At 61.5% G+C, this 19169-nt stretch carries 16 protein-coding genes; 15 read left to right on the top strand and 1 reads right to left on the bottom strand.

The genetic code is table 11. From position 1 onward, the window contains the following. Window positions 1-233 precede the first annotated feature (233 nt). The 7 genes from WYH_RS08845 (at window position 234) to WYH_RS08875 (ending at window position 8213) form a co-directional block, all read left to right on the top strand. Window positions 234-1544 (top strand): O-antigen ligase family protein, encoded by a 1311-nt coding sequence (locus tag WYH_RS08845; RefSeq protein WP_156320108.1) that lies wholly within the window; start codon window positions 234-236, stop codon window positions 1542-1544. A 128-nt stretch (window positions 1545-1672) separates the two neighbouring features. After that, window positions 1673-2248 (top strand): polysaccharide biosynthesis/export family protein, encoded by a 576-nt coding sequence (locus WYH_RS08850; protein WP_046904996.1) that lies wholly within the window; start codon window positions 1673-1675, stop codon window positions 2246-2248. After that, complete coding sequence (locus tag WYH_RS08855; RefSeq protein ID WP_046903544.1) at window positions 2239-3465, top strand: outer membrane beta-barrel protein; 1227 nt, start codon at window positions 2239-2241, stop codon at window positions 3463-3465. The genes WYH_RS08850 and WYH_RS08855 overlap by 10 nt, the downstream gene beginning before the upstream one ends. Before the next feature lie 12 nt (window positions 3466-3477). Then, window positions 3478-4980, top strand: a complete 1503-nt coding sequence (locus tag WYH_RS08860) for a pectate lyase family protein (RefSeq protein WP_235979036.1) — start codon at window positions 3478-3480, stop codon at window positions 4978-4980. A 4-nt stretch (window positions 4981-4984) separates the two neighbouring features. Then, window positions 4985-6001 (top strand): NAD-dependent epimerase/dehydratase family protein, encoded by a 1017-nt coding sequence (locus tag WYH_RS08865; protein ID WP_046904998.1) that lies wholly within the window; start codon window positions 4985-4987, stop codon window positions 5999-6001. Continuing rightward, window positions 5998-7011, top strand: a complete 1014-nt coding sequence (locus tag WYH_RS08870) for a class I SAM-dependent methyltransferase (RefSeq protein ID WP_053833489.1) — start codon at window positions 5998-6000, stop codon at window positions 7009-7011. The genes WYH_RS08865 and WYH_RS08870 overlap by 4 nt, the downstream gene beginning before the upstream one ends. Beyond that, a complete protein-coding gene (locus WYH_RS08875; protein WP_235979037.1) occupies window positions 7008-8213 on the top strand; it encodes a glycosyltransferase family 4 protein in 1206 nt (401 codons plus the stop codon). Before WYH_RS08870 ends, WYH_RS08875 begins: the two co-directional genes overlap by 4 nt. Before the next feature lie 13 nt (window positions 8214-8226). Here the strand turns inward: WYH_RS08875 and WYH_RS08880 are convergent, their stop codons facing one another. Further along, on the bottom strand, window positions 8227-9408 hold the full coding sequence (locus tag WYH_RS08880) for a glycosyltransferase family 4 protein (RefSeq protein WP_046903546.1): 1182 nt from the start codon (window positions 9406-9408) through the stop codon (window positions 8227-8229). A 173-nt stretch (window positions 9409-9581) separates the two neighbouring features. On the opposite strand from WYH_RS08880, the gene WYH_RS08885 reads away from it, so the two are divergent. The 8 genes from WYH_RS08885 to WYH_RS08920 all read left to right on the top strand — a co-directional run bounded on the left by WYH_RS08885 (window position 9582) and on the right by WYH_RS08920 (window position 19116). Further along, window positions 9582-10670, top strand: a complete 1089-nt coding sequence (locus tag WYH_RS08885) for a glycosyltransferase (RefSeq protein ID WP_046903547.1) — start codon at window positions 9582-9584, stop codon at window positions 10668-10670. A gap of 227 nt (window positions 10671-10897) precedes the next feature. After that, window positions 10898-13216 carry a GumC family protein gene (locus WYH_RS08890; RefSeq protein WP_053833490.1) on the top strand — a complete coding sequence of 773 codons (2319 nt, stop codon included), beginning with the start codon at window positions 10898-10900 and terminating at the stop codon, window positions 13214-13216. After that, window positions 13213-13950 (top strand): response regulator transcription factor, encoded by a 738-nt coding sequence (locus WYH_RS17135; protein ID WP_053833491.1) that lies wholly within the window; start codon window positions 13213-13215, stop codon window positions 13948-13950. The genes WYH_RS08890 and WYH_RS17135 overlap by 4 nt, the downstream gene beginning before the upstream one ends. Continuing rightward, on the top strand, window positions 13947-14861 hold the full coding sequence (locus WYH_RS08900) for a thiamine pyrophosphate-dependent dehydrogenase E1 component subunit alpha (protein ID WP_053833492.1): 915 nt from the start codon (window positions 13947-13949) through the stop codon (window positions 14859-14861). Before WYH_RS17135 ends, WYH_RS08900 begins: the two co-directional genes overlap by 4 nt. Beyond that, a complete protein-coding gene (locus WYH_RS08905) occupies window positions 14852-15778 on the top strand; it encodes an alpha-ketoacid dehydrogenase subunit beta (protein ID WP_053833493.1) in 927 nt (308 codons plus the stop codon). Before WYH_RS08900 ends, WYH_RS08905 begins: the two co-directional genes overlap by 10 nt. Before the next feature lie 30 nt (window positions 15779-15808). Next, window positions 15809-16963: a PglD-related sugar-binding protein gene (locus tag WYH_RS08910; protein ID WP_046903548.1), complete on the top strand. Its 1155-nt coding sequence runs from the start codon at window positions 15809-15811 to the stop codon at window positions 16961-16963. 9 nt (window positions 16964-16972) lie between these two features. Beyond that, a complete protein-coding gene (locus tag WYH_RS08915; protein WP_046903549.1) occupies window positions 16973-18073 on the top strand; it encodes an acyltransferase family protein in 1101 nt (366 codons plus the stop codon). 119 nt (window positions 18074-18192) lie between these two features. Beyond that, on the top strand, window positions 18193-19116 hold the full coding sequence (locus WYH_RS08920) for a sulfotransferase domain-containing protein (RefSeq protein WP_053833494.1): 924 nt from the start codon (window positions 18193-18195) through the stop codon (window positions 19114-19116). The last annotated feature ends 53 nt before the right edge of the window (window positions 19117-19169 follow it).

Below are 19169 nucleotides of genomic sequence, written 5' to 3' on the forward strand. Positions count from 1 at the left end.
ACTACGCCCTCGGCCGGGTCATTATGAAGAACCCTTAGGGTCTATAGCCCTTTTTGCCCTCTTTCGGGCCAGGCCATGTCTATCCGGAAGTGTATCAGCAATTTCGGCGTATATCCGAACTGTCAGTTTTATTGAGTCGCGCAATGGCGCATCTTGCAGTGCGGTATCGTCGGGGAGGCATTGAAAAAGGCATCATGCCCAAAGACCACCTCGACAACAGCCGCGGGGGCTCGATGAACACAAATAGCGCGACAGTCCGACCTGCCAGCCTGGCCTATGCGGCGCCGGGCGGCGGGCGCGTGCGTCGATCCGCGCCCTCCGGCGGGAAACCGGCGGACACGGGCGCCCCGCACCCGCTGGCGGCCGCCCTGATGACAATCGGCGCCTTTCTGGTCGGTTATCAGGCATTCCGGCTTGGCGGGGTCAACCTCACATTCTCGGATGTGTTCTTCGCCATGGCATTCGGCGTCTGCCTGGCGCAGGGGCAGATCACAGCGCGGCCATTCGGGTCCATGACCCCGTTCTGGCTGGCTGCCCTGGCCATGATGCTGACCGGGCTGATGATCGGCACAGTCATCAACGGGGACATGATCCGATGGGTGGTGATTGCGCTGCAATATCTGTTCGGCTTCCTGTTCTTCCCGGTCATGCTGATGGGGCAGCCGGTTTCGCTGGCGCGGCGGCTGGTCTGCACCTTCATCCTCGGCATGGTGATCATGGAAATCATCGGCATTTCCGTGGCGCTGACCATGACCCATGCGGAAGCATCGCAGATCTTTCCCAAGGAATTCCTTGCCGGCAATGGCCGCATGTCGAGCTTTGCGACGGAACCGAACTGGAATGGTGAACTGATCGCCTTTACCGGGCCGCTGACGCTCTATGCCCTGGCCAAGCGCATGATCCCGCTCTGGGCCTTTATAATCGCAATCGGGATCCTGCTGTGGGGCCTGTTGCTCAGCGCATCCTTCACCGGCTTCGCAGCCTTTACGATCGGCATGACCATCTGCCTGCTATTCGTCGGCATTCGCAAGCTGGTCGGCGTATCCGCCCTGGTGGCGGTGGGCGCTGTCATCTTTGTCGCCAGCGGCGCCCCGCTCCCGTCCATCTTCCAGGAACGTGTCGGTGGAGCGCTGACAGAAGGCAGCCTGCAGAATGCCGGCACTTACGAAGGCCGGGTGGAACTGATCGGCCAGGCGTGGGACACAGCCAATGATACGCTGATAGTCGGGCTGGGCGTGGAAGGCTTCCGGAAGACCAACGACATCAAGCAGCCGGTGCATAATTTGCCGATGCTGATGCTGGTGGATGGCGGCCTGCTGTCCTTTTGCGGCTTCGTGATGCTGGTGGCGCTGATGTTCATCATGCCGTTGCGCAAGATGGGGACCAACCGGCTCGAAGCGGGGGCTGTCTTCGCCGTCGCCACAGTCTTCATCATCTACACCCAGGCTCTTCCACACATGTTCTCGCGCCTGAACATAGTCCCGCCCATGCTGGCGCTGATGCTGCTTTATGCGCGCCCGGATGGGCTTATCCGAAGGTCTTAATACACTCTTTAGTTACGCCGTCTGCGCTGGCAGGAATTCCTAATTGCTGTGCCCGCGTCATTTTTTTCAGTTAGGTTCGCAGCCACGAATTAAAGTTGGGCTTCGATGAATTTGAAGGAGTTTCGGTCATGAGACTGCCTCGAGGGATCATGCAGGTGCTGGGCACCGTCGCGTTGGGGGCCATGGCCACCGGCTGCACCTCAACCGGCCAGGTCGATTATCTGCCACCGGCGCAGGAAACGGGATACACTCTCGATTCCGGCGATGAACTGCGCGTGCAGGTCTATGGGCTGGAAGGCTTCGAAGGCACTTCCTTCATTGTCGATGAAAGCGGCATGCTGTCCTTGCCGCTGATCGACAAGGTGCCGGCCCGCGGCAAGACGACTGAACAGCTGGAAGGCGATATCCGCCAGGCACTGCTGGACCGCCAGATCCTGAAGGAACCCTTCGTGGATGTGCAGTCGGTCACCTTGCGGCCGTTCTATATTCTCGGCGAAGTGAACAATCCGGGCGAATATGCCTATCGTCCGGGCATGACCGTGACGACCGCCGTCACCATTGCCGGCGGCTATACGGTCCGCGCCAATCAGAAAGACGTGGTGATCACACGCAAGGTCGAAGGCCGCGCCGTCACCGGCAGGGCCGAAGCCGATGCCACCGTCCGTCCCGGAGATCAGATTCAGGTGGTTGAACGGTGGTTTTAAAATCTGCGAAAGCTGCCCTGCTGGGCACCGCGCTGGTCCTGCCCTTCGCGGCACAGGCACAGCAATTGGGGACCACGGCACCGATCATCGATCTGCCGACCGGCTATGATGAACAGCTGGGCGCCGAAATGGGCCCCTTCACCGTCTATACTTCGGCAGAAGCGCGCGCCGAATATGACAGCAATATCTATGCGGAGAACAGCGGCAGCAACAGCGATCTGGTGCTGATCACCGCCCCCCGCGTGGAAGCGCGCACCCGCAACGGGCCGACCCAGGTGACTTTGCGCGCACAGGCGCAGGCTCGCACCTATGCCGAATATTCAACCGAAGACGCATTATCCGCGCTCGCCGGGGCCTATCTGGTCACCGGCATGGACAGCCCGGACGTGATCCGCGCCGATGTGAGCTGGCAACGCGCGATCGAAGATCGCGGCGATCCCGAAGCGCGCAATTTCATCGGCAGCGGACCACGCAGGTTCGACGTGCTGGGCGCACAGGCCGGATGGACCCATCAGGGCCCGCGGATATTGCTGGGCGCGGAAGGCAGCATTCGCAAGATAGACTACCTTTCCGCCCTGGATAACGAACGCGACCTGACGATCTATTCCGGACAGGTCACGGCCGGATATACGGTGAGCGGGGCAGTTCGCGCGGTCGTGGTCGGCTTTGCCAATCAACGAACCTTCCGCCTGGACGAGGATACGAACGGCATCAATCGCGATGCCACGACCTATGGCGCGCGCGCCGGCCTGCGTTTCGACGAAGGCGGCATTCTGCGCGGCGAGGCGACGGTCGGCCTGTTCGAACTGGACCCGAAAGACCCGACCCTGCCGAAGAATTCCGGCGTTTCGGTCCAGGCCAATGTCTCCTACCTGCCCACAAGGCGCATCGCATTGTTCATGGAGGCTTTCCGCGGAGACGTTGCCACTGTTCGCAATGGTGCCCAGTCGCGCACGGATACGAATTTCGTGTTCGGCGTGCAGGCGGAGGCGCGGCGCAATCTGCGGTTGCAGGCTTCCGTGAATTACAGGCAGACGAAATATGTCGGCACTTCGGTGAAAGAAACCACCAAGGGTGTTCGCGGCGAGATCGAATACCGTCTGACGCCGAACCTTTCGCTGGCCCTGTCCGCCAGATACTCCACGCGCGACAGTGATCTGATCACCGAAGAGTTCAATCGTCTGCGGACGGGTCTCGAACTACGGGTAAAACTCTGAGGAAACGGCGAGATGTCGCGGCGCCCCTTGCGGATTGCGAAACGCACCAGGCTCCTGGTGTTCCACGTCCTGACGACCGCTGCCGTGCTGGCAGGTTGCAGCGGGGAAACGCAGGCTGAACAATATGCGATGGTGCAACCGCTCCATCTGCAGGGCCAGCCCGCCTTCCCTGGGGCGCGGGGTTATGGCGCCATGGCAAAGGGCGGCCGCGAAGGAGAGATCTTCTTTGTCGACAGCCTGGAGGATTCCGGATTCGGCACCCTGCGCGAATGCGTGGAAGCGAAAATGCCGCGCGTATGTATCTTTCGCGTGTCAGGCACGATCCGCTTCAACGGGCGCCCTCCGGTCATCCGCAATCCCTATCTGACGATAGCCGGACAGACCGCCCCCGGCGGCGGCATAACCCTGGCACATAGCGGGGGGGAGTTCGGCTTTACCCCGCTGCTGATCAAGGAAACGCACGATATCGTCGTGCGGCATATCCGCATCCGGAATGATCGCGTGGGCACGCCAAATAACCGGGGAGGGGAAGATTCAATCACGATCGAAAACAGCCGCAAGGTGATTATCGACCATGTCAGCGCCAGTTGGGCGCGGGATGAAATCATCAATGGCTTCGCCGATAATGACAATATCACCATCAGCGATTCCATCTTTGCCGAAGGCATCCCCAAGCACGATAAATGCGCCCTGCTGGCCAGCGACCCGGTCGGCCCGCAGCGGCTGAGTTTCATCGGCAATCTCTGCGCCCATAATGGTGATCGCAATCCGGACATGAACTTCCCGCCGGCCTCCTGCGTCGAGATCGTGAACAACGTGTTCTACAATGCGCAGTCCCAATTCGCGGAGGTTTGGGAAAGTTATGGCGGAACCCCGGTTTCCATCGTCGGCAATGTGTTCCGCGCCGGTCCCAATACTTCCGATCACACGGTCGGCATCGACCGCGAAGTGATCGGATCGAACGGCCTGGCCACCATCTTTGCGGAGGGTAATCGCTTTGACGGGCAGTTTGTCCGCCAGTCCGCCAAAGTGGACGAGATATTGGCCGATACGCCGCCCTGTCCTTTGACATTGCAGCCCGTATCGGCCGATGCGGCATATGAAGCCGTGCTGGACAGCGCCGGCGCATGGCCGCGCGACGCCTTCGATGAACGCGTGGTGCGCAATGTTCGCAAGCAGACGGGCCATATCAAGAAGACGCCCGGCGTCATTCCGCCTGCCGCGGCCGGGACACCCTATGTCGATACGGACATGGACGGCATGGCCGATGACTGGGAAAACACCCATGGCGCCAGGGTGGGCGCGAAAGACAGCTGGGAAGATGCCGATAGTGACGGCATTTCCAATCTCGACGCTTTTCTGGCCTTTCTGAGCGACCGCCTCGTCTCAGGGCGGGACATGGCCAGCATGGGCGCATCGAATCACATGATTTCTGCTATTTACGCGGAAACGAATTATCCATTCCGCTCTGCCATTAACGGGCATGTTTCAAAGGGCGGCAAGCCGAAGAGCTGACATGATGACCGACAAGCTTCCAACGATCGTCACCGGCGCGGCCGGTTTCATCGGCCATGCAACGGCCCATCGTCTGCTCGACCGCGGAGATCGGGTGATCGGCGTCGATAATTTCAACGATTATTACGATCCGTCACTGAAGGAAGCGCGCGCCGCGACTTTGGCCGCACGCGATGGCTTTTCGATGGAGCGGATGGACATTGCCAATGTCGACGCCGTGGCCAAACTTGTCCGCAAGAGCGGCGCGGTGCGGATCGTGCATCTCGCGGCACAGGCTGGCGTGCGCTATTCGATCGACAATCCCTTCGCCTATGAACGGTCGAACATGCGCGGCCATCTGGCAATCCTGGAAGCTGCGCGGCACCAGCCGGATTTCGAACATCTGGTCTATGCCTCTTCCAGTTCGGTTTATGGCGATCGGCCGGCCAATGGCGGCGCCTTCCGCGAAACCGATCCCTGCGACCAGCCCGTATCTCTCTATGCGGCAAGCAAGAAGAGCTGCGAACTGATGAGCGCGGCCTATTCGCGGCTCTACAAGATCCCGCAATCGGGCCTGCGTTTCTTCACCGTCTACGGGCCGTGGGGCCGGCCGGACATGGCCTATTTCAGCTTCACCAACAAGATCCTGGCCGGTCAGCCGATCGAGATTTACGGCGAAGGCAAGATGGCCCGCGATTTCACCTATATTGATGATATCGTGGACGGGATCGTGGGCACGCTGGACAACCCGCCGGCAGGCACGGATCCGCGCATCCTCAATATTGGCGACAATCACCCCGTCGGCCTGATGGACATGGTGGCGACGCTGGAAAACGCCATCGGGCGCAAGGCGGAAAAGATCATGCGGCCAATGCAGCCGGGCGACGTGACGGCGACCTATGCCGATATTTCGGCGCTTAACCAGCTTACCGGATACAAGCCCAAGGTCATGCTGGCCGAAGGGCTGGGCCGCTTCGCCGAATGGTATCACGATTATTTCCAGACCACTGCCATACCCAGGGCGGAGGCGATAACCATATGAACTTCCAGACCTCCGCGATGGCAGCGGGTAATAGCGGGCTGACCCGTCCCCCGCTGAAGGTGCCGGTTACCCACCAGCACATCTTCACCATCCTGCAGACACTGATCGCGGAGGGCCGCGTTCCGCGGTCGGATCGGCCGCTTCGCATCCTGGATATCGGTTGTGGTGACGGCAGGCTGATCAATTCCCTGCAATCGCTGTTCACCCGCCACATGCCTGAACTGCAGGTGGAAATCTGCGGTTTCGACATCGGGGAACATGGCTTCAAGGATAGCAGCCAGCTGTCCGGAACGCTTGAACTGCTGACCGAAAACCATCCCGGCATCGACTGGTCCAATCGCGTGCGGCTGATTTCGGACGGCGATCCATGGGGCTATGAAGCAGGCAGTTTCGATCTTGCCGTGTCCAACCAGGTGATCGAACATGTGGAGGATTTGCAGCATTTCCTGGTGAATCTGCGGGAAACACTCGCCCCCGGCGGCCAGTCGGTCCATGTTTTTCCGCTGTCCCAGTGCATGCAGGAAGCGCACTGCCTCGTGCCCTTTTCCCACTGGATCAAGGATTACAATTACCGCGTGGCGTGGATCGCACTGCTCAGCCGCCTGGGTATCGGCCGATACCGGGTGGACCGGAAATTGCTGGGCCATGACACGGTGGCCAGACATGCGGAAGAAACCGCCAAATTCATCGAATGCTGGACGACCTATCGTTCCTTTGGAGAGATTGCCCGCATGGCCGGCAATCTCAGCATGGCGACTTCCTATCATTTCACCAAGAACCTGCTGCCGACCAAGCTGCGCCAGATGATGGGGCGCAAGCCGGCGCGGAAATACCGCCGCTGGACACCGTTCGGCATCGAATGGCTGAGCTATCTGTTCGTTCGGTCGATGACTTCGGCGACGCTGGTCATCAGCCCTCTGCGTTATGACATCGGTGAACGGATCGCGAAGGAAAAGGCCTATCGCGCACACCGGGAACAGCATGAAGCAATGCGGGAAGCGGCCGAATGAACGTGATGGCGCAGCACGCTTCCTCGCGCATCGGGCCGGAGGAAACAGCCGCGGGTGGCAAGCCCTTGCGGATCTGCTTCCCCTTCACCGGGGATGCGATCGGCGGCAGCCATCTGTCGGCCCTTGGCCTGCTGTGCGAACTTGACCGCGAACGTTTTCAGCCGCTGGTCGTGGTGCAATATCCCGATGGAAAGATTGCGCGGCTGTTTCGCGAACATGGGATCGAGGTGGTGTGTCCGTTCGACTGGCCGGAACTGCCCTTCAACCAGCGGATCGGCCTGAACGCGATCAAGGCGGCGATTGCCCAATTGGGCCCGCAGATCCGGTTCCTGCGCGAAAACCGGATCGACATCGTTCACAGCAATGACGGGCGCACCCATGTGGCCTGGGCGCTGGCTGCCAAGGCGGCCGGGGCCAAGCTTCTGTGGCATCATCGCGGCAATCCCGATGCTCGCGGACTGCGCTATGCCGCGCCGCTGCTGGCGGACAGGGTGCTGACCGTTTCGGAATTCGCCCTGCCCAGGCCGGGCCTGTTTTCCGCCGCGAACAAGGCGCAGGTGGTGCATAGCCCGTTCGATACCGATATCCGGGTAAACCGCGCCGAAGCGCGCGCCGCCCTGATCAAGGAACTGGGCGTGCCGCCCGAAACCCTGCTGGTGGCCTATTCCGGCGTCTTCGTCGATCGCAAACGCCCGCTGCTGTTCATCGATGCAATCCGGCGGATGCGCGAACTGGCCCCGGATCGCCCCGTCATGGGCCTGATGTTCGGCGCTGCGGAAGTGCCCGAAATGGACGAGGCGATGCAGGCCCGCATCGCGGAGAGCGGATTGGGCGATACGCTCCGCCTGATGGGTTGGCGGACCAATGGAACCTACTGGATTGCAGCCAGCGATGTGCTGATGATCCCCGCCGTGGACGAACCTTTCGGCCGGACGCTGGTGGAAGCGATGCTGGTCGGCACACCAATTGTCGCCACCCGTTCCGGCGGCAATGTGGAAGCGCTGCGCGATGGCGATATCGGCAAGCTGGTGGAGCCGGAGAACCCGACCGCCCTGGCGGAAGCGACACTCGCCCTGGCCGAGAGCGACATGCGCGCTTTGGCAGAAAAGGCCCGGACAGATGCGTTGACGCGGTTCGGGATCGACCTGCACTGCCGCCAGGTCAGCCAGGCCTATGACAGCATGATGGGGCGCCGGGGCTGAACAGCCGCCGCGCTCAATCCTTCAGGACAGAGCCCAACACTTCGGACCAGGCATTGGCCACCCGATCATTGGAGAAGGTCTGCGCTACTTCCGGTGCGGCATTGGCCAGCCGGTCGCGAAAGGCATCGTCACCGGTCATCTTCAACAGGGCAGCGGCCAGCGCATCCACATCTTCGGGCGGGACCAGCAGCCCCGTTTCCCCATCCCGCACCAGCTCCGCCGGGCCGAAATCGCAATTGGCGGAAATCACCGGCAATCCGGCCGCCATCGCTTCGCCCAGCACATTGGGGAACCCTTCATAACGGGAAGCGAGGACGAACAGATCGGCCTGTTCGATCCATCCGCCCGGACGATCGCTGAGGCCGCGCAGGTTGACGCGGTCCGCCACGCCCAGCGAAGCGGCAAGGGCGGCAAGATTTTCCCGCTCCGGACCTTCGCCCCAGATGTCCAGATCCCATCCGGGCGCCTTCCCGGCCATTTCCGCAAAGGCGCGGATCAGCAGGTCGAAACCCTTCTGCCGTTCCAGCCGGCCGACGCTGGCGATAACCCGCCCGCCCGCGCCATCCGGTGCGGATCGGCACATGGCCGGGGCCGATACTGGATTTGGGATCACCCTGACATTGGCGTGGCAAACCTGCGGGACGCAGACCATGCTTGCCCGGGTCTGGCAAATGATGCGGTCGGCACGGCGATAGAGCAGGCGCAGCGCGTGCTTCCACATCGGATGCGCGGGCTGAAGCTGCGGATTGTTCCGTTCGGCGACGATTACCGGCACATCCATGCCCGCGCTGGCGGCAAGCAGCAAGGTATTGATCTTGGTAAGAAAACCCACGGCAATATCGGGCGCGATCTCCCGCAGGGTCCGGCGCAGCGCAATTATGCGGCGTGCCGCAGGCGGCAGCAAACCTCCGCCCCGGCCTTTCGCATCGATCCCCAGCCTGCGCAGCCGCACGCCATGCCCGAAATCGTGATAGACGGGATCCTCCGGCCGATCGAACGATATGATGGTGACGCTCGAACCGGCAGAGACAAGCTGCCGCGCCAGCCATGCGACGACGCGTTCCGCACCCCCTGCCCCAAGCGAGGCAAGCACGATACAGATATGCCGACCGGCAAGCTTTCCGGAAAATGGCGGGAAATGGCGATCTTCCCCTGCCTGATGCGAGGTGACCGCAATATCGGACGCTTCGATCATGACAGGCCAATCAATCCTTCAAATTCCACCGGGCCAGACTGTCAGCGAACGGACCGCAACAGAAGGACACATCGGACGTACCACCAAATTGATCGCGCCCTAGCCCACGAGGGCGGGCCCTTCCCCATCATGTTGCAGGAATTTTACCTTTCCCGGTGGTATCCAGCCAATCGATGAAGATAGTTTCCCTGATCACGACATTCACCTCGGGCGGGGCCGAAGTGCTGGTGTCGAACTTGAGCGGAGCGTTTTCCGCCGCTGGGCACGATTCCCTGGTGGTGGCGCTCTGCCCCGCTTCGATTGTCGGTAATGACACCAGGACGGAAACGGAACAGCGCGCCAGGATCGAGGCGGCAGGCGGGCGAACAGGCATTCTTTCCACTGGCGACCGGCGGAACCTGATTGGCGGAGCCATCGCGATGCGTCGCCTGCTTCGCCGGGAAAAGCCGGATGTCATCCATGCTCATACGATCCGGGCAATCCTGTTGCTGGCGCTGGCCGGCGTGTCGGTGCCGGTGGTGGCGACACATCACAACAGCCGGCTGAGCTTTCCGCCCATGCTGTTTCGCCTGCTTGGCAAGACAGTCAGCGCCTATGTCGGGATCAGCGATGAATGCTGCGACCTGCTGGCCAGCAAGACCGGCACGGAAATCGTGAAGATCGTCAATGCCACGGGCCCCGGCTTCCTGGCGGATGGCCCGCGCAAGACGATGGGCAGCCCTGCGGAACTGCTCGCCGTCGGGGCGCTGACCGATCAGAAAAACTATCCGATGATGATCGAGGCTGCGGCCATGGCCCGCGCAAAATGCCCGGATCGCCCCTTCCGCCTGCGCGTGGCCGGCAATGGCGCGATACGCGCCGCTTTGCAGGAAAAGATCGATTCGCTGGGCGCCGGACAGGTGGTGACACTGCTGGGCGACTGCAACAATGTGGCCGAACTCATGCGCGAAGCGGACATATTCGTGAACGCATCCCATTATGAAGGCATGCCCATTGCCATGCTGGAGGCACTGCAATCCGCGCTTCCCGTCGTTGCCACCAATGTGGCCGGTACGCGCGAACTGGTGCGCGATGGCGAAAACGGCATCCTGGCAAAACCCGGCGACGCGGCCATTTTCGCCGATGCGATCTGCCGTATGCTGTCTTCCCCTCAGGACTATGCCAAAATGTCGGCCGCAGCGCTGGAAGAAGGGCGCAAATACCGGCTCGATTATTGCGCGGGCGCCCATCTCCAATTGTATGAGCGGCTGGCGAAAGCCTGAAAACTCTCGAAAAATGGCAGAAATCGCGGACTGGTGGCAGGATGCCGCCGGTCTGCCGCGCCCTGTCCGGGCACCTCCAACTATCGGCCGGATAGCCCTGTCAAAATAGGGTTAGTTACAATGCACTGCCCGGCCCCTCCCATGCGCCTTTGTAACGAATCCGGCACGCAGGCAATGTCCCCATCAAGGAACGGGACTGAACCCGTTTCCGCTTGCGGATTTTTGAGATGGCCCAGACGAATATTGCCTTGGCGGACGCCGATTTTTCGAAGTTCGACTATGACGCAACCGAAAGCGGACCAGATGAGGTTTCCGGTCGTGGCGGAGGCGGCGGCACGCATGAAGTGCGCAATGTGCTGCGCGCGCTGCGCCGCAATCGCTGGCTGATCGTCTCGATCGTGGCCGTGGCGGTCGTTCTGGCCGCCATTTCCCAGCTTCTGGCCACGCCGATGTACAAGAGCGTGGCCACCGTCCAGGTCGAACTGACCGACGAAGAAGGCACCAACCAGGCCGAAGCCGAGGCGCGCAACGCCATCCGCGTGCAGAACGAAGCGAAGATCTATCGTTCGCGCGCGGTCGCAGCGAAAGTGGTCGAGGATCTGGACCTGATCAACAACCGGCAATTCATGGGGTCGAACTTCGTACGCGACGGCGAACTATCCGAACAGGAACACGCCGCCGCCGTGACCAAGCTGACCCGGATGATCTCGGTCGTGAATGCGCCGCAATCCGACCTTCTCGATATCGAAGTCACCTCCCCCTATCCCGATCTGGCGGCCGATATCGCCAACCAATACCCGCTATCCGCACAGGAAATGCGCGTTTCGCGTCGTCAGCGGATGCGCCGCCGGATGCTGACCGACCTTGAACAGGAATCCACCCGCCTGGCCGCCAAGCTGGCGGCGGCGGAAAAGAAGGTCGCCGAATTCCGCGCCGAAAGCGGTATGCTGGAAGGTGCCGGCGGATCGGAAGATCTGGCCCAGATCAACCGCGTCGCGGTGGAAGCGGCTTCGGCGCAGGCGCTGAAATCGGCATCTTCTGCACGCTCTTCCGGCGTTTCGCGCGCGGCAGGCATGACGAGCACGGCCAATGCCGACTCGCCGCTTCTGCAGCAGCAGCGCCGGCGCCGGGCAGAACTGGAAACGGAACGGACCCGCCTGTCCTCCACTTTCGGCGCAGGCCATCCGCAGATGGTCAGCCTGTCGAACCAGATTTCCGAACTCGACCAATCGATTCGCCGCGAAGAAGCTGCCGTTCAGGCCGCCGCGCGCCAGCAGGCCGCCGCCGAGGCTGCCCAGCAGCGCACCCTGGCCGAAAGCGAACGCGATGCCGCAGCTGCCCGTGCCAATGAATTGCGCGGAATGCTGAACGAGATGACGGCCAAGGCCTATTCCAACAATGCCAACAAGGCTCAGCTCGCCCAGCTGGAGCGTGAAGCCGAAGTTGCCCGCAGCGCCTATATGTCGACCGTCAACAGCGAAGAGGAGGTCCGCTCCGCCCTTGGCATCATCGGCGTGAACTCCACGCTGATTTCCGGCGCCGTCCCGCAGAGCGAGCCCTTCTATCCGAAGCCGGCCCGCACGATTGCCGGTGCGCTGCTGGCCGCCCTGGTCATTTCGCTGCTGATCGTCTTCGCCCGTGAACTGCTGGACGACAAGCTCCGCAGCCCGTCGCAGATCTTCCGCATGTTCGGGCTCAAGACCTTCGGCATGTTCCCGGCGCTCGACCGTTCCGAGACGACCGACATGACGCTGGAGAACAACCCGGTGGTGAACGAGCCGCATTCGGTCTTCGCCGAAGTGGCCCGTGGGCTCCACACCCACATCCTCGACCTGGCGAAGCCGAACAAGACGCAGACCGTCTTCGTCACCTCCCCCCTGCCGAGCGATGGCAAGGCCACCGTGGCGATCAGCCTGTGCGCTGCCGCCGCAGCAGCCGGCCAGCGCGCCATCGTGGTGGATTTCGACCTGCGCCAGCCGAGCATCATCCAGGATATCCAGCGCGAGCTGGGCCGCCCGGACCTGGTCGACCTGCTGACCGAGCCGGGAGAACGCATCCGCCTGCCCGCCCCGCAAAAACCGACGGACAGCCGCGAACTGACGACCTACAGCCCGGTGGTGGTGAGCATGCGCGAGCCGGTCAAGAACCCCGCCGCGGTCTTCACGCCCGACAATATGCGCAACCTGTTCGGCCGCCTGAACGAGGATTTCGATCTCGTGGTCATCAATGGTCCGTCCGCTCTTGCCGTGCATGACGTACGCAGCCTGGCGCGTTTTGCCGACAATATCCTGCTGGTGATGCGCTGGGGCCAGACGACAGTGCCGCAGATCGAAGCCACTTTGGACAAGCTGGCCAATCGCGTCGACGGGGCGGTGTTTGACGGCGTCGACTATGCCGATCACGCCCGCCGCGGCTATCAGGACGAAGTCCAGTATTACATGCAGAGCACGTCCGAATTCGCCCATTCCGGTGGATTTGCGGCCGAGATCCGCAACCAGCTCGCCGGCTTTGCCAACGGCTTCAAGAAGATCTGGGCCCGCGGATGAAAAACGTGAACGAGGCGCTCGTCTTCCAGCAACCGACTGGAGAGACCCTGGCTCTGCCGAACATCCTGCTTCTTGACCAGTCGGAATTCCGCCGGACCTGCGTTGTAGCGAGCCTGTCTTCGCACGGCTTTTCCGACATCGCGCAGCTGAACCGCGCGCAGGAGATTTCGGCGGATGGCAAGCACGACCTGATCGTCATCTTCTTCGATAGCGGCGAACGCGAAGCGGCTGAGTTCGAGGATGATCTGGGCCGCATACGCCAGCTCTGCCCGAAATCGAAAATAGTCGCGATCGTGGATGAACCGGAAGAATTTCTGGGCCGGGCGACCGGGCAGATCCATTCCGTCCTGCCTGCCGATATGGAACCGGAACTGCTGCGGGCATCCTTCTGCCTGATTCATTACGGATATGGCCTTTATCCGCTCCGCGAAGATGCGCGTTCGCCGCGTCCCTTCATGCTGTCCAAGACCAGCGGTTCGCTGAATCTGGGCGTTCTGGAAGGGCATCCCCTGCTGGCAAAGATCACGCCGCGGCAGCGGCAGGTGCTTGAATCCCTGCTGCTGGGCCAGTCGAACAAGGAAATCGCCAAGCGCCTCTCGATCAGCGAGAGCACGGTGAAGACGCATGTCCATTTCATCATGCGCATTCTCGGCGCGTCCAACCGGACCCAGATCGTCCTGAAATTCGCCCAGCAGGGCGAAGTGCAGGCCAATGGAGCGGGCCAGACCTCATGAAACACTTCAACGATCTTCTTTCGTCGGCTTCGAATGACCAGGCGACATCGGATTACATGACGATGTCCTTCATCCGGCAGTTCGAACAGCGGCTGCTGGACATGTTCAGCCAGGGCCTGATGGCCGGCACCACGCATACCTGCATCGGGCAGGAAGCGAATGCCGTCGCGATCATGGGCGCGCTTGACCGGGAAATCGACACTGTCTGGTCCAACCATCGCTGCCATGGTCATTTCCTGGCCTATTGCGGCGATGCCTATCGCCTGTTCGCCGAAATCCTTGGCCGTGAAACCGGCGTCTGCGCCGGGCGCGGGGGCAGCCAGCACCTTGCCTGGCGCAACTTCTTTTCCAGCGGCATCCAGGGCGGCCTGGTCCCGCTGGCTGTAGGCACGGCCCATGCCGACAAGGAAATCGGCGCCATCACCACCGTCTTTCTGGGCGATGGCACGATGGGCCAGGGCTATGTCTATGAAGGCATGAACCTGGCCGCTCTTTGGAACTGCCCGGTCTTGTTCGTGGTCGAAGACAACGGCATTGCCCAGACCACGCGCCGCACGGCCGGCGTGGCGGGCGAGATCGGCCAGCGCGGCGCCCCCTTCGGCATCAGGTCACGCACGATCAATTCGACCGATATCGAGGAACTGCGCGAGGCCGCAATCGAGGCCGCCGATTATGTCCGCACGGAAGGCAAGCCCTTCTGGCTGCATATCGAAACCGTGCGCCTCCACGCCCATAGCAAGGGTGACGACACACGGCCCGAGGAGGAGCTGCGCGAACTGCGCAAGCGTGACTGCCTCGACATTGCCCGCAACCGGGTCAGCGGCGAGACGGACGCTCTCGACGAGATCGTGCGGGCCTATCTCGACCAGTGTTTTGAAACTGCGATGGCGGATCCCGAAGCATGCGCGTAATCGAACAGATCAACGCCAGCCTGCATGATTTCCTTGCCGGCTCGGATCGCACCTATGTGATGGGGGAGGACATCCTCGATCCCTATGGCGGTGCGTTCAAGGCGACGAAGGGCCTTTCCAGCAAATTTCCGGACCGGGTGCTGAGCACGCCGATTTCCGAAGCGGCGATTTCCGGTGTCGCCACCGGCATGGCGCTGAAGAAGAAACCCGTCTGCCTGGAAATCATGTTCGGCGATTTCATCACATTGTGCACGGACCAGCTGGTCAATCACATGTCCAAGCTGCCCTGGGTCTATAACGACCAGATCAGCGTGCCCGTGGTCGTGCGCGCGCCGATGGGCGGCAAGCGCGGCTATGGCGCGACGCACAGCCAGAGCCTGGAAAAGCATTTCTGCGGCGTTCCGGGCCTGACCGTCCGGGCGATCAGCCAATATTCCGACATTGCCGGGATTTATGCCGAAGCCTTCGCGTCCGGCACGCCGCATCTGATGATCGAGAACAAGATTCTCTATTCACGCCAGGTCGATAATCGCGAACTCGCCCCGCATGACGATCCCGATCTGGTCATCGTCACTTATGGCGGCAGCACGGAACCTTCCGTCCAGGCCGCCGACCGGCTGGACGAGGAAGAGGAACTGGCGGTGAACGTGGTGGACGTGACCCGTCTTTCCCCGCTCGACCATGCGGATATCCGCAAGCAGGTGGGCAATTGCCGCCGCGTGCTGGTGGTGGAAGAAGGCGCCGGCGGCTGGGGGTTCACTTCCGAAATCGCTCATGCCCTGGCGGGCACGGACAGGCTGGCATTCGCTTCGCTGACCGGCCCCGATCACCCGATCCCCAGCACAAAGCCGTGGGAAGTCTCTCTGCTTCCCGGCCCCGATTCCATCGCCGCCGCCGCGTTGCGGCTGTTCGCCTGAATTCGGCAAGACGACAGGACCAAACCAAGCATGACCACGCGACGCGCCATACTGACCATGCCTCGGCTCAACGCCAATGAAGACGAGGCGCGCATTGCCGTCCTGCCGCTGGCGGAAGGTGAATCCTTCGAGGATGGAACCCTGCTGTTCACGGTGGAGACGACCAAGGCGGCCAATGACGTGATCGCCCCGGTGGGAGGCACGATCGGCCGGATACTGGTCAGCGTGGACGACATGATCCCGGTAGGCGGCGCGATCTGCGAAGTCGAACTGAAAACGGATACGCAGCCCGACGATCTCGACCTGAAATGGGCGGACGAGGAAGAGGCTGACGGCGGCAGCGAAGGCACGGCCGAACGCCATGTCTCGGCCAAGGCCCGCGAACGGGCCCGCGAACTCGGCGTGAATGTGGACGACGTCGCAGGCAAGGACGGCAAGGTCCGCGTGGCCGATGTGGAACGCCATGCCGCAGAAGCGCCCGCCGGGGGATCCGCGCAGGCAGCAACCGGCGCGGCACCGGTGCTGAAGGAAAGCTATGGCGCGGCCGATGCGGTGATTTTCGGTGCATCCGGCCATGCGCGGGCCATCATGGACGCGGCGCAGGGCAGCGGTTTCAACCTGATCGGCTGCGTCGATGCCAAGGTGCCGGCAGGCACCGAGGTCCTGAACGGGCTGATCGCACTCGGCACGGACGATGTGCTGCAGGAATTACGCGATCGCGGCGTTCGCTATGCCTTTGTCGGCGTCGGCGGGGCGACTTCGAATGCGGCGCGCAAGAAAGTGTTCGACAAGCTGGTGGAGCTGGGATTCGATCTGCCGCCCCTGGTCGCGCCGACAGCCCGGCTCGGCCTCGGCAGCACGCTGGGGGCCGCCAGCTATTGCCTGCCCGGTGCGAGCGTGGGCCCGGCCGTGACCATTGGCGATAATTGCATCATCAACCAGAATGTCGTGATCGCGCATGACAGCGTCATCGCCGATCATGTTCATCTCGCGCCAAATGCAGTGGTCGCCGGCCATTGCCGCGTCGGCGCCGGATCGACCATCGGCATGTGCGCGACCTTGATCAACGGATCGAAGGTCGGGGCCGACTGCCTCATTCACAACAACGTGCCGGTCACGCGCGACATTGCCGACAAGACCGTGCTGACGCTGGCCGATATACTCGGCCAGTTCTCGGGCGGCTGAGCAGTCAGCATGGCCAGCACCATCACCCAGCCGATCCGGATCGAGAAGCCGCAATCCACGGTAAAGCGGGAATTCAACGCGGCAACGCACGGGCTCCGCGGGCTTGCTTCGCTGGCCGTTTTCTGGGCGCACCTGCTGGGCGGAACGGCCGAACATATTTATGACGACAACGCCGCTTATGTGCATCTTGTCCACGCCCCCTGGTGCCTTGGCAGCTGGGGCGTGCAATTATTCTTCGCGATCAGTGGCTTCGTAATCCTGCCGAGCATCAGGCGCTACACGCTGGGGCAGTTCGCCCTGCGCCGGTTCCTGCGCCTCTATCCGCTGTTCTTCGCGTTTTCCGCATTGTTCATCATCCTCAATGCGTTGACCAATGAATATCCCGGGACGAATAATCCCACGGCGGTTCTTGCCGGACTGACCTTTCTCAACCTGTTCACCGGGACCGAACAGCTGACGCCCAACGCCTGGAGCCTCACTTATGAAGTGATGTTCTATACGCTGGCGGCGGTCGGTTACTACGTCGCCTATACGCGCAAGAGCAGAATCGGCACGATTGCCGTCGCCGTCCTCTCTGCCGCTTTCCTGTTCCGTTACCCTATCGCGGCCTTCTTCGCTGGCGGGGTTATCGTCCGTTTGATCTATGAAGAAGATCTACGCCTTTCGGATAGGGCATCGCGTTTCTTCGAAGTCGCTTTCGGCCTGGCCTGCATCCTTCTGGCAAGCAGCCGCCATTACGACTTTTCCCAGGCCGACATGGCCGATCCGCGGTCCTGGGCGCTGATCGTCTGCACCACGTTGTATTTCAACTTCGCGGTACAATCCGGCAGCCTGACCACAATGGCCGCGCAAAGCCGCGTTCTCGTTTATCTCGGCACGATCAGCTACTCGCTCTACCTGGTCCATCCCTATACCTATTACGCCTTCCGCACCCTGTTCGACCGGATGGACCTGTTCACTGAAAACTGGCTGGTTTCGATGGCGTTCTTCTTTGCCGTCACCACCCCGGTCACGATTGCCATCACCCATGTGGTGCATCGCGTGCTGGAAGTGGGACCATACCAATGGTTCTTCCACCAGCGAATTTACCGGAAGAACAAGGCTGCATGATTAGTGCGGTTATTCAGGGGGGTAACCACAAAGATAACAAACGCGCCAGCCCGCTTCGGGTAGAATGCCGCGCATAGGAAAAATCGCCATACAGTCGAAACCGGAATGGGGACTTCGATATGACCATGCGGACCATGCTGCGCGACTTGTCGTTTTCCACTGGCGAGAAGATCCTGCCCAAATCGGTCAAGACCAAGGGCTGGATGGGTTCGCTTCGCCGCGCGGCGAGCGACTGGGCGCGCGATGCCTATGTCCTGTCCTATCCGAAATCGGGCCGCACCTGGCTGCGCACGATGATGGGTCACATGATCCTGCGGCAATATGGGGTGGAAACGGACAACCCGATGGAGATCCAGCATTTCTGGAAGATCTCCTCCAAAATCCCGAATATCGGTTTCACCCATGACGATTATCCGAACCTGAAATTCGGTTCGGAGGTGGAAACGGACAAATCCCGTTATTCCGGCAAAAAGATCGTGCTGCTGACCCGCGATCCGCGCGATGTGGTCGTATCCTATTATTTCGATGCGAAGAACCGCATGAAGGTGATCGATTGCGACATGGAGCATTATCTGCGCCATGAACGCGGCAGCATCGATGCGGTTGTCGCCTTCTACAATGCCTGGGCACGCAACCGCACCGGCCCCAGGGGTTTCCACTGGATCACCTATGAGGACATGCATGCCGATGCCGCAGGCGTGCTGCGCAGCACGGCCGGGTTCCTCGGCATTCCGGAACCGGGTGACAAGCTGTTGCAGGATGCGGTGCAGTTCGGATCCTTCGACAATATGCGCAAGACCGAACTGAAGGACGGGTTCAAGCACGAACGGCTGCGGCCCGCCGATCCCGATAATCCCGACAGCTTCAAGGTTCGTCGGGGCAAGGCAGGCGGCTTTGTCGATTATTTCTCGAAAGAGACGATCGAATATATCGACAATTACATCGACGAAAATCTCGATCCGTTCTTCGCGCGTTACAAACGCAAGACCGATATGTCCGCCAAGGCGGAACAGACGCCATCAAGGGACTCTGCCTCTGACTGAATTTTCCGCCGCCTGACCGCGCCGGAAGGCGCGCCGCCATTAATTCCGACAAG

Origin of the sequence: Croceibacterium atlanticum, assembly GCF_001008165.2 — a bacterium.
Classification (GTDB): Bacteria; Pseudomonadota; Alphaproteobacteria; order Sphingomonadales; family Sphingomonadaceae; genus Croceibacterium_C; species Croceibacterium_C atlanticum.

Coding starts and splice junctions, on each gene's coding strand:
- WYH_RS08845 (WP_156320108.1), top strand. CDS start 234: ATGAACACAAATAGCGCGACAGTCCGACCTGCCAGCCTGGCCTATGCG.
- WYH_RS08850 (WP_046904996.1), top strand. CDS start 1,673: ATGAGACTGCCTCGAGGGATCATGCAGGTGCTGGGCACCGTCGCGTTG.
- WYH_RS08860 (WP_235979036.1), top strand. CDS start 3,478: ATGTCGCGGCGCCCCTTGCGGATTGCGAAACGCACCAGGCTCCTGGTG.
- WYH_RS08865 (WP_046904998.1), top strand. CDS start 4,985: ATGACCGACAAGCTTCCAACGATCGTCACCGGCGCGGCCGGTTTCATC.
- WYH_RS08870 (WP_053833489.1), top strand. CDS start 5,998: ATGAACTTCCAGACCTCCGCGATGGCAGCGGGTAATAGCGGGCTGACC.
- WYH_RS08875 (WP_235979037.1), top strand. CDS start 7,008: ATGAACGTGATGGCGCAGCACGCTTCCTCGCGCATCGGGCCGGAGGAA.
- WYH_RS08880 (WP_046903546.1), bottom strand. CDS start 9,408: ATGATCGAAGCGTCCGATATTGCGGTCACCTCGCATCAGGCAGGGGAA.
- WYH_RS08885 (WP_046903547.1), top strand. CDS start 9,582: ATGAAGATAGTTTCCCTGATCACGACATTCACCTCGGGCGGGGCCGAA.
- WYH_RS08890 (WP_053833490.1), top strand. CDS start 10,898: ATGGCCCAGACGAATATTGCCTTGGCGGACGCCGATTTTTCGAAGTTC.
- WYH_RS17135 (WP_053833491.1), top strand. CDS start 13,213: ATGAAAAACGTGAACGAGGCGCTCGTCTTCCAGCAACCGACTGGAGAG.
- WYH_RS08900 (WP_053833492.1), top strand. CDS start 13,947: ATGAAACACTTCAACGATCTTCTTTCGTCGGCTTCGAATGACCAGGCG.
- WYH_RS08905 (WP_053833493.1), top strand. CDS start 14,852: ATGCGCGTAATCGAACAGATCAACGCCAGCCTGCATGATTTCCTTGCC.
- WYH_RS08910 (WP_046903548.1), top strand. CDS start 15,809: ATGACCACGCGACGCGCCATACTGACCATGCCTCGGCTCAACGCCAAT.
- WYH_RS08915 (WP_046903549.1), top strand. CDS start 16,973: ATGGCCAGCACCATCACCCAGCCGATCCGGATCGAGAAGCCGCAATCC.
- WYH_RS08920 (WP_053833494.1), top strand. CDS start 18,193: ATGACCATGCGGACCATGCTGCGCGACTTGTCGTTTTCCACTGGCGAG.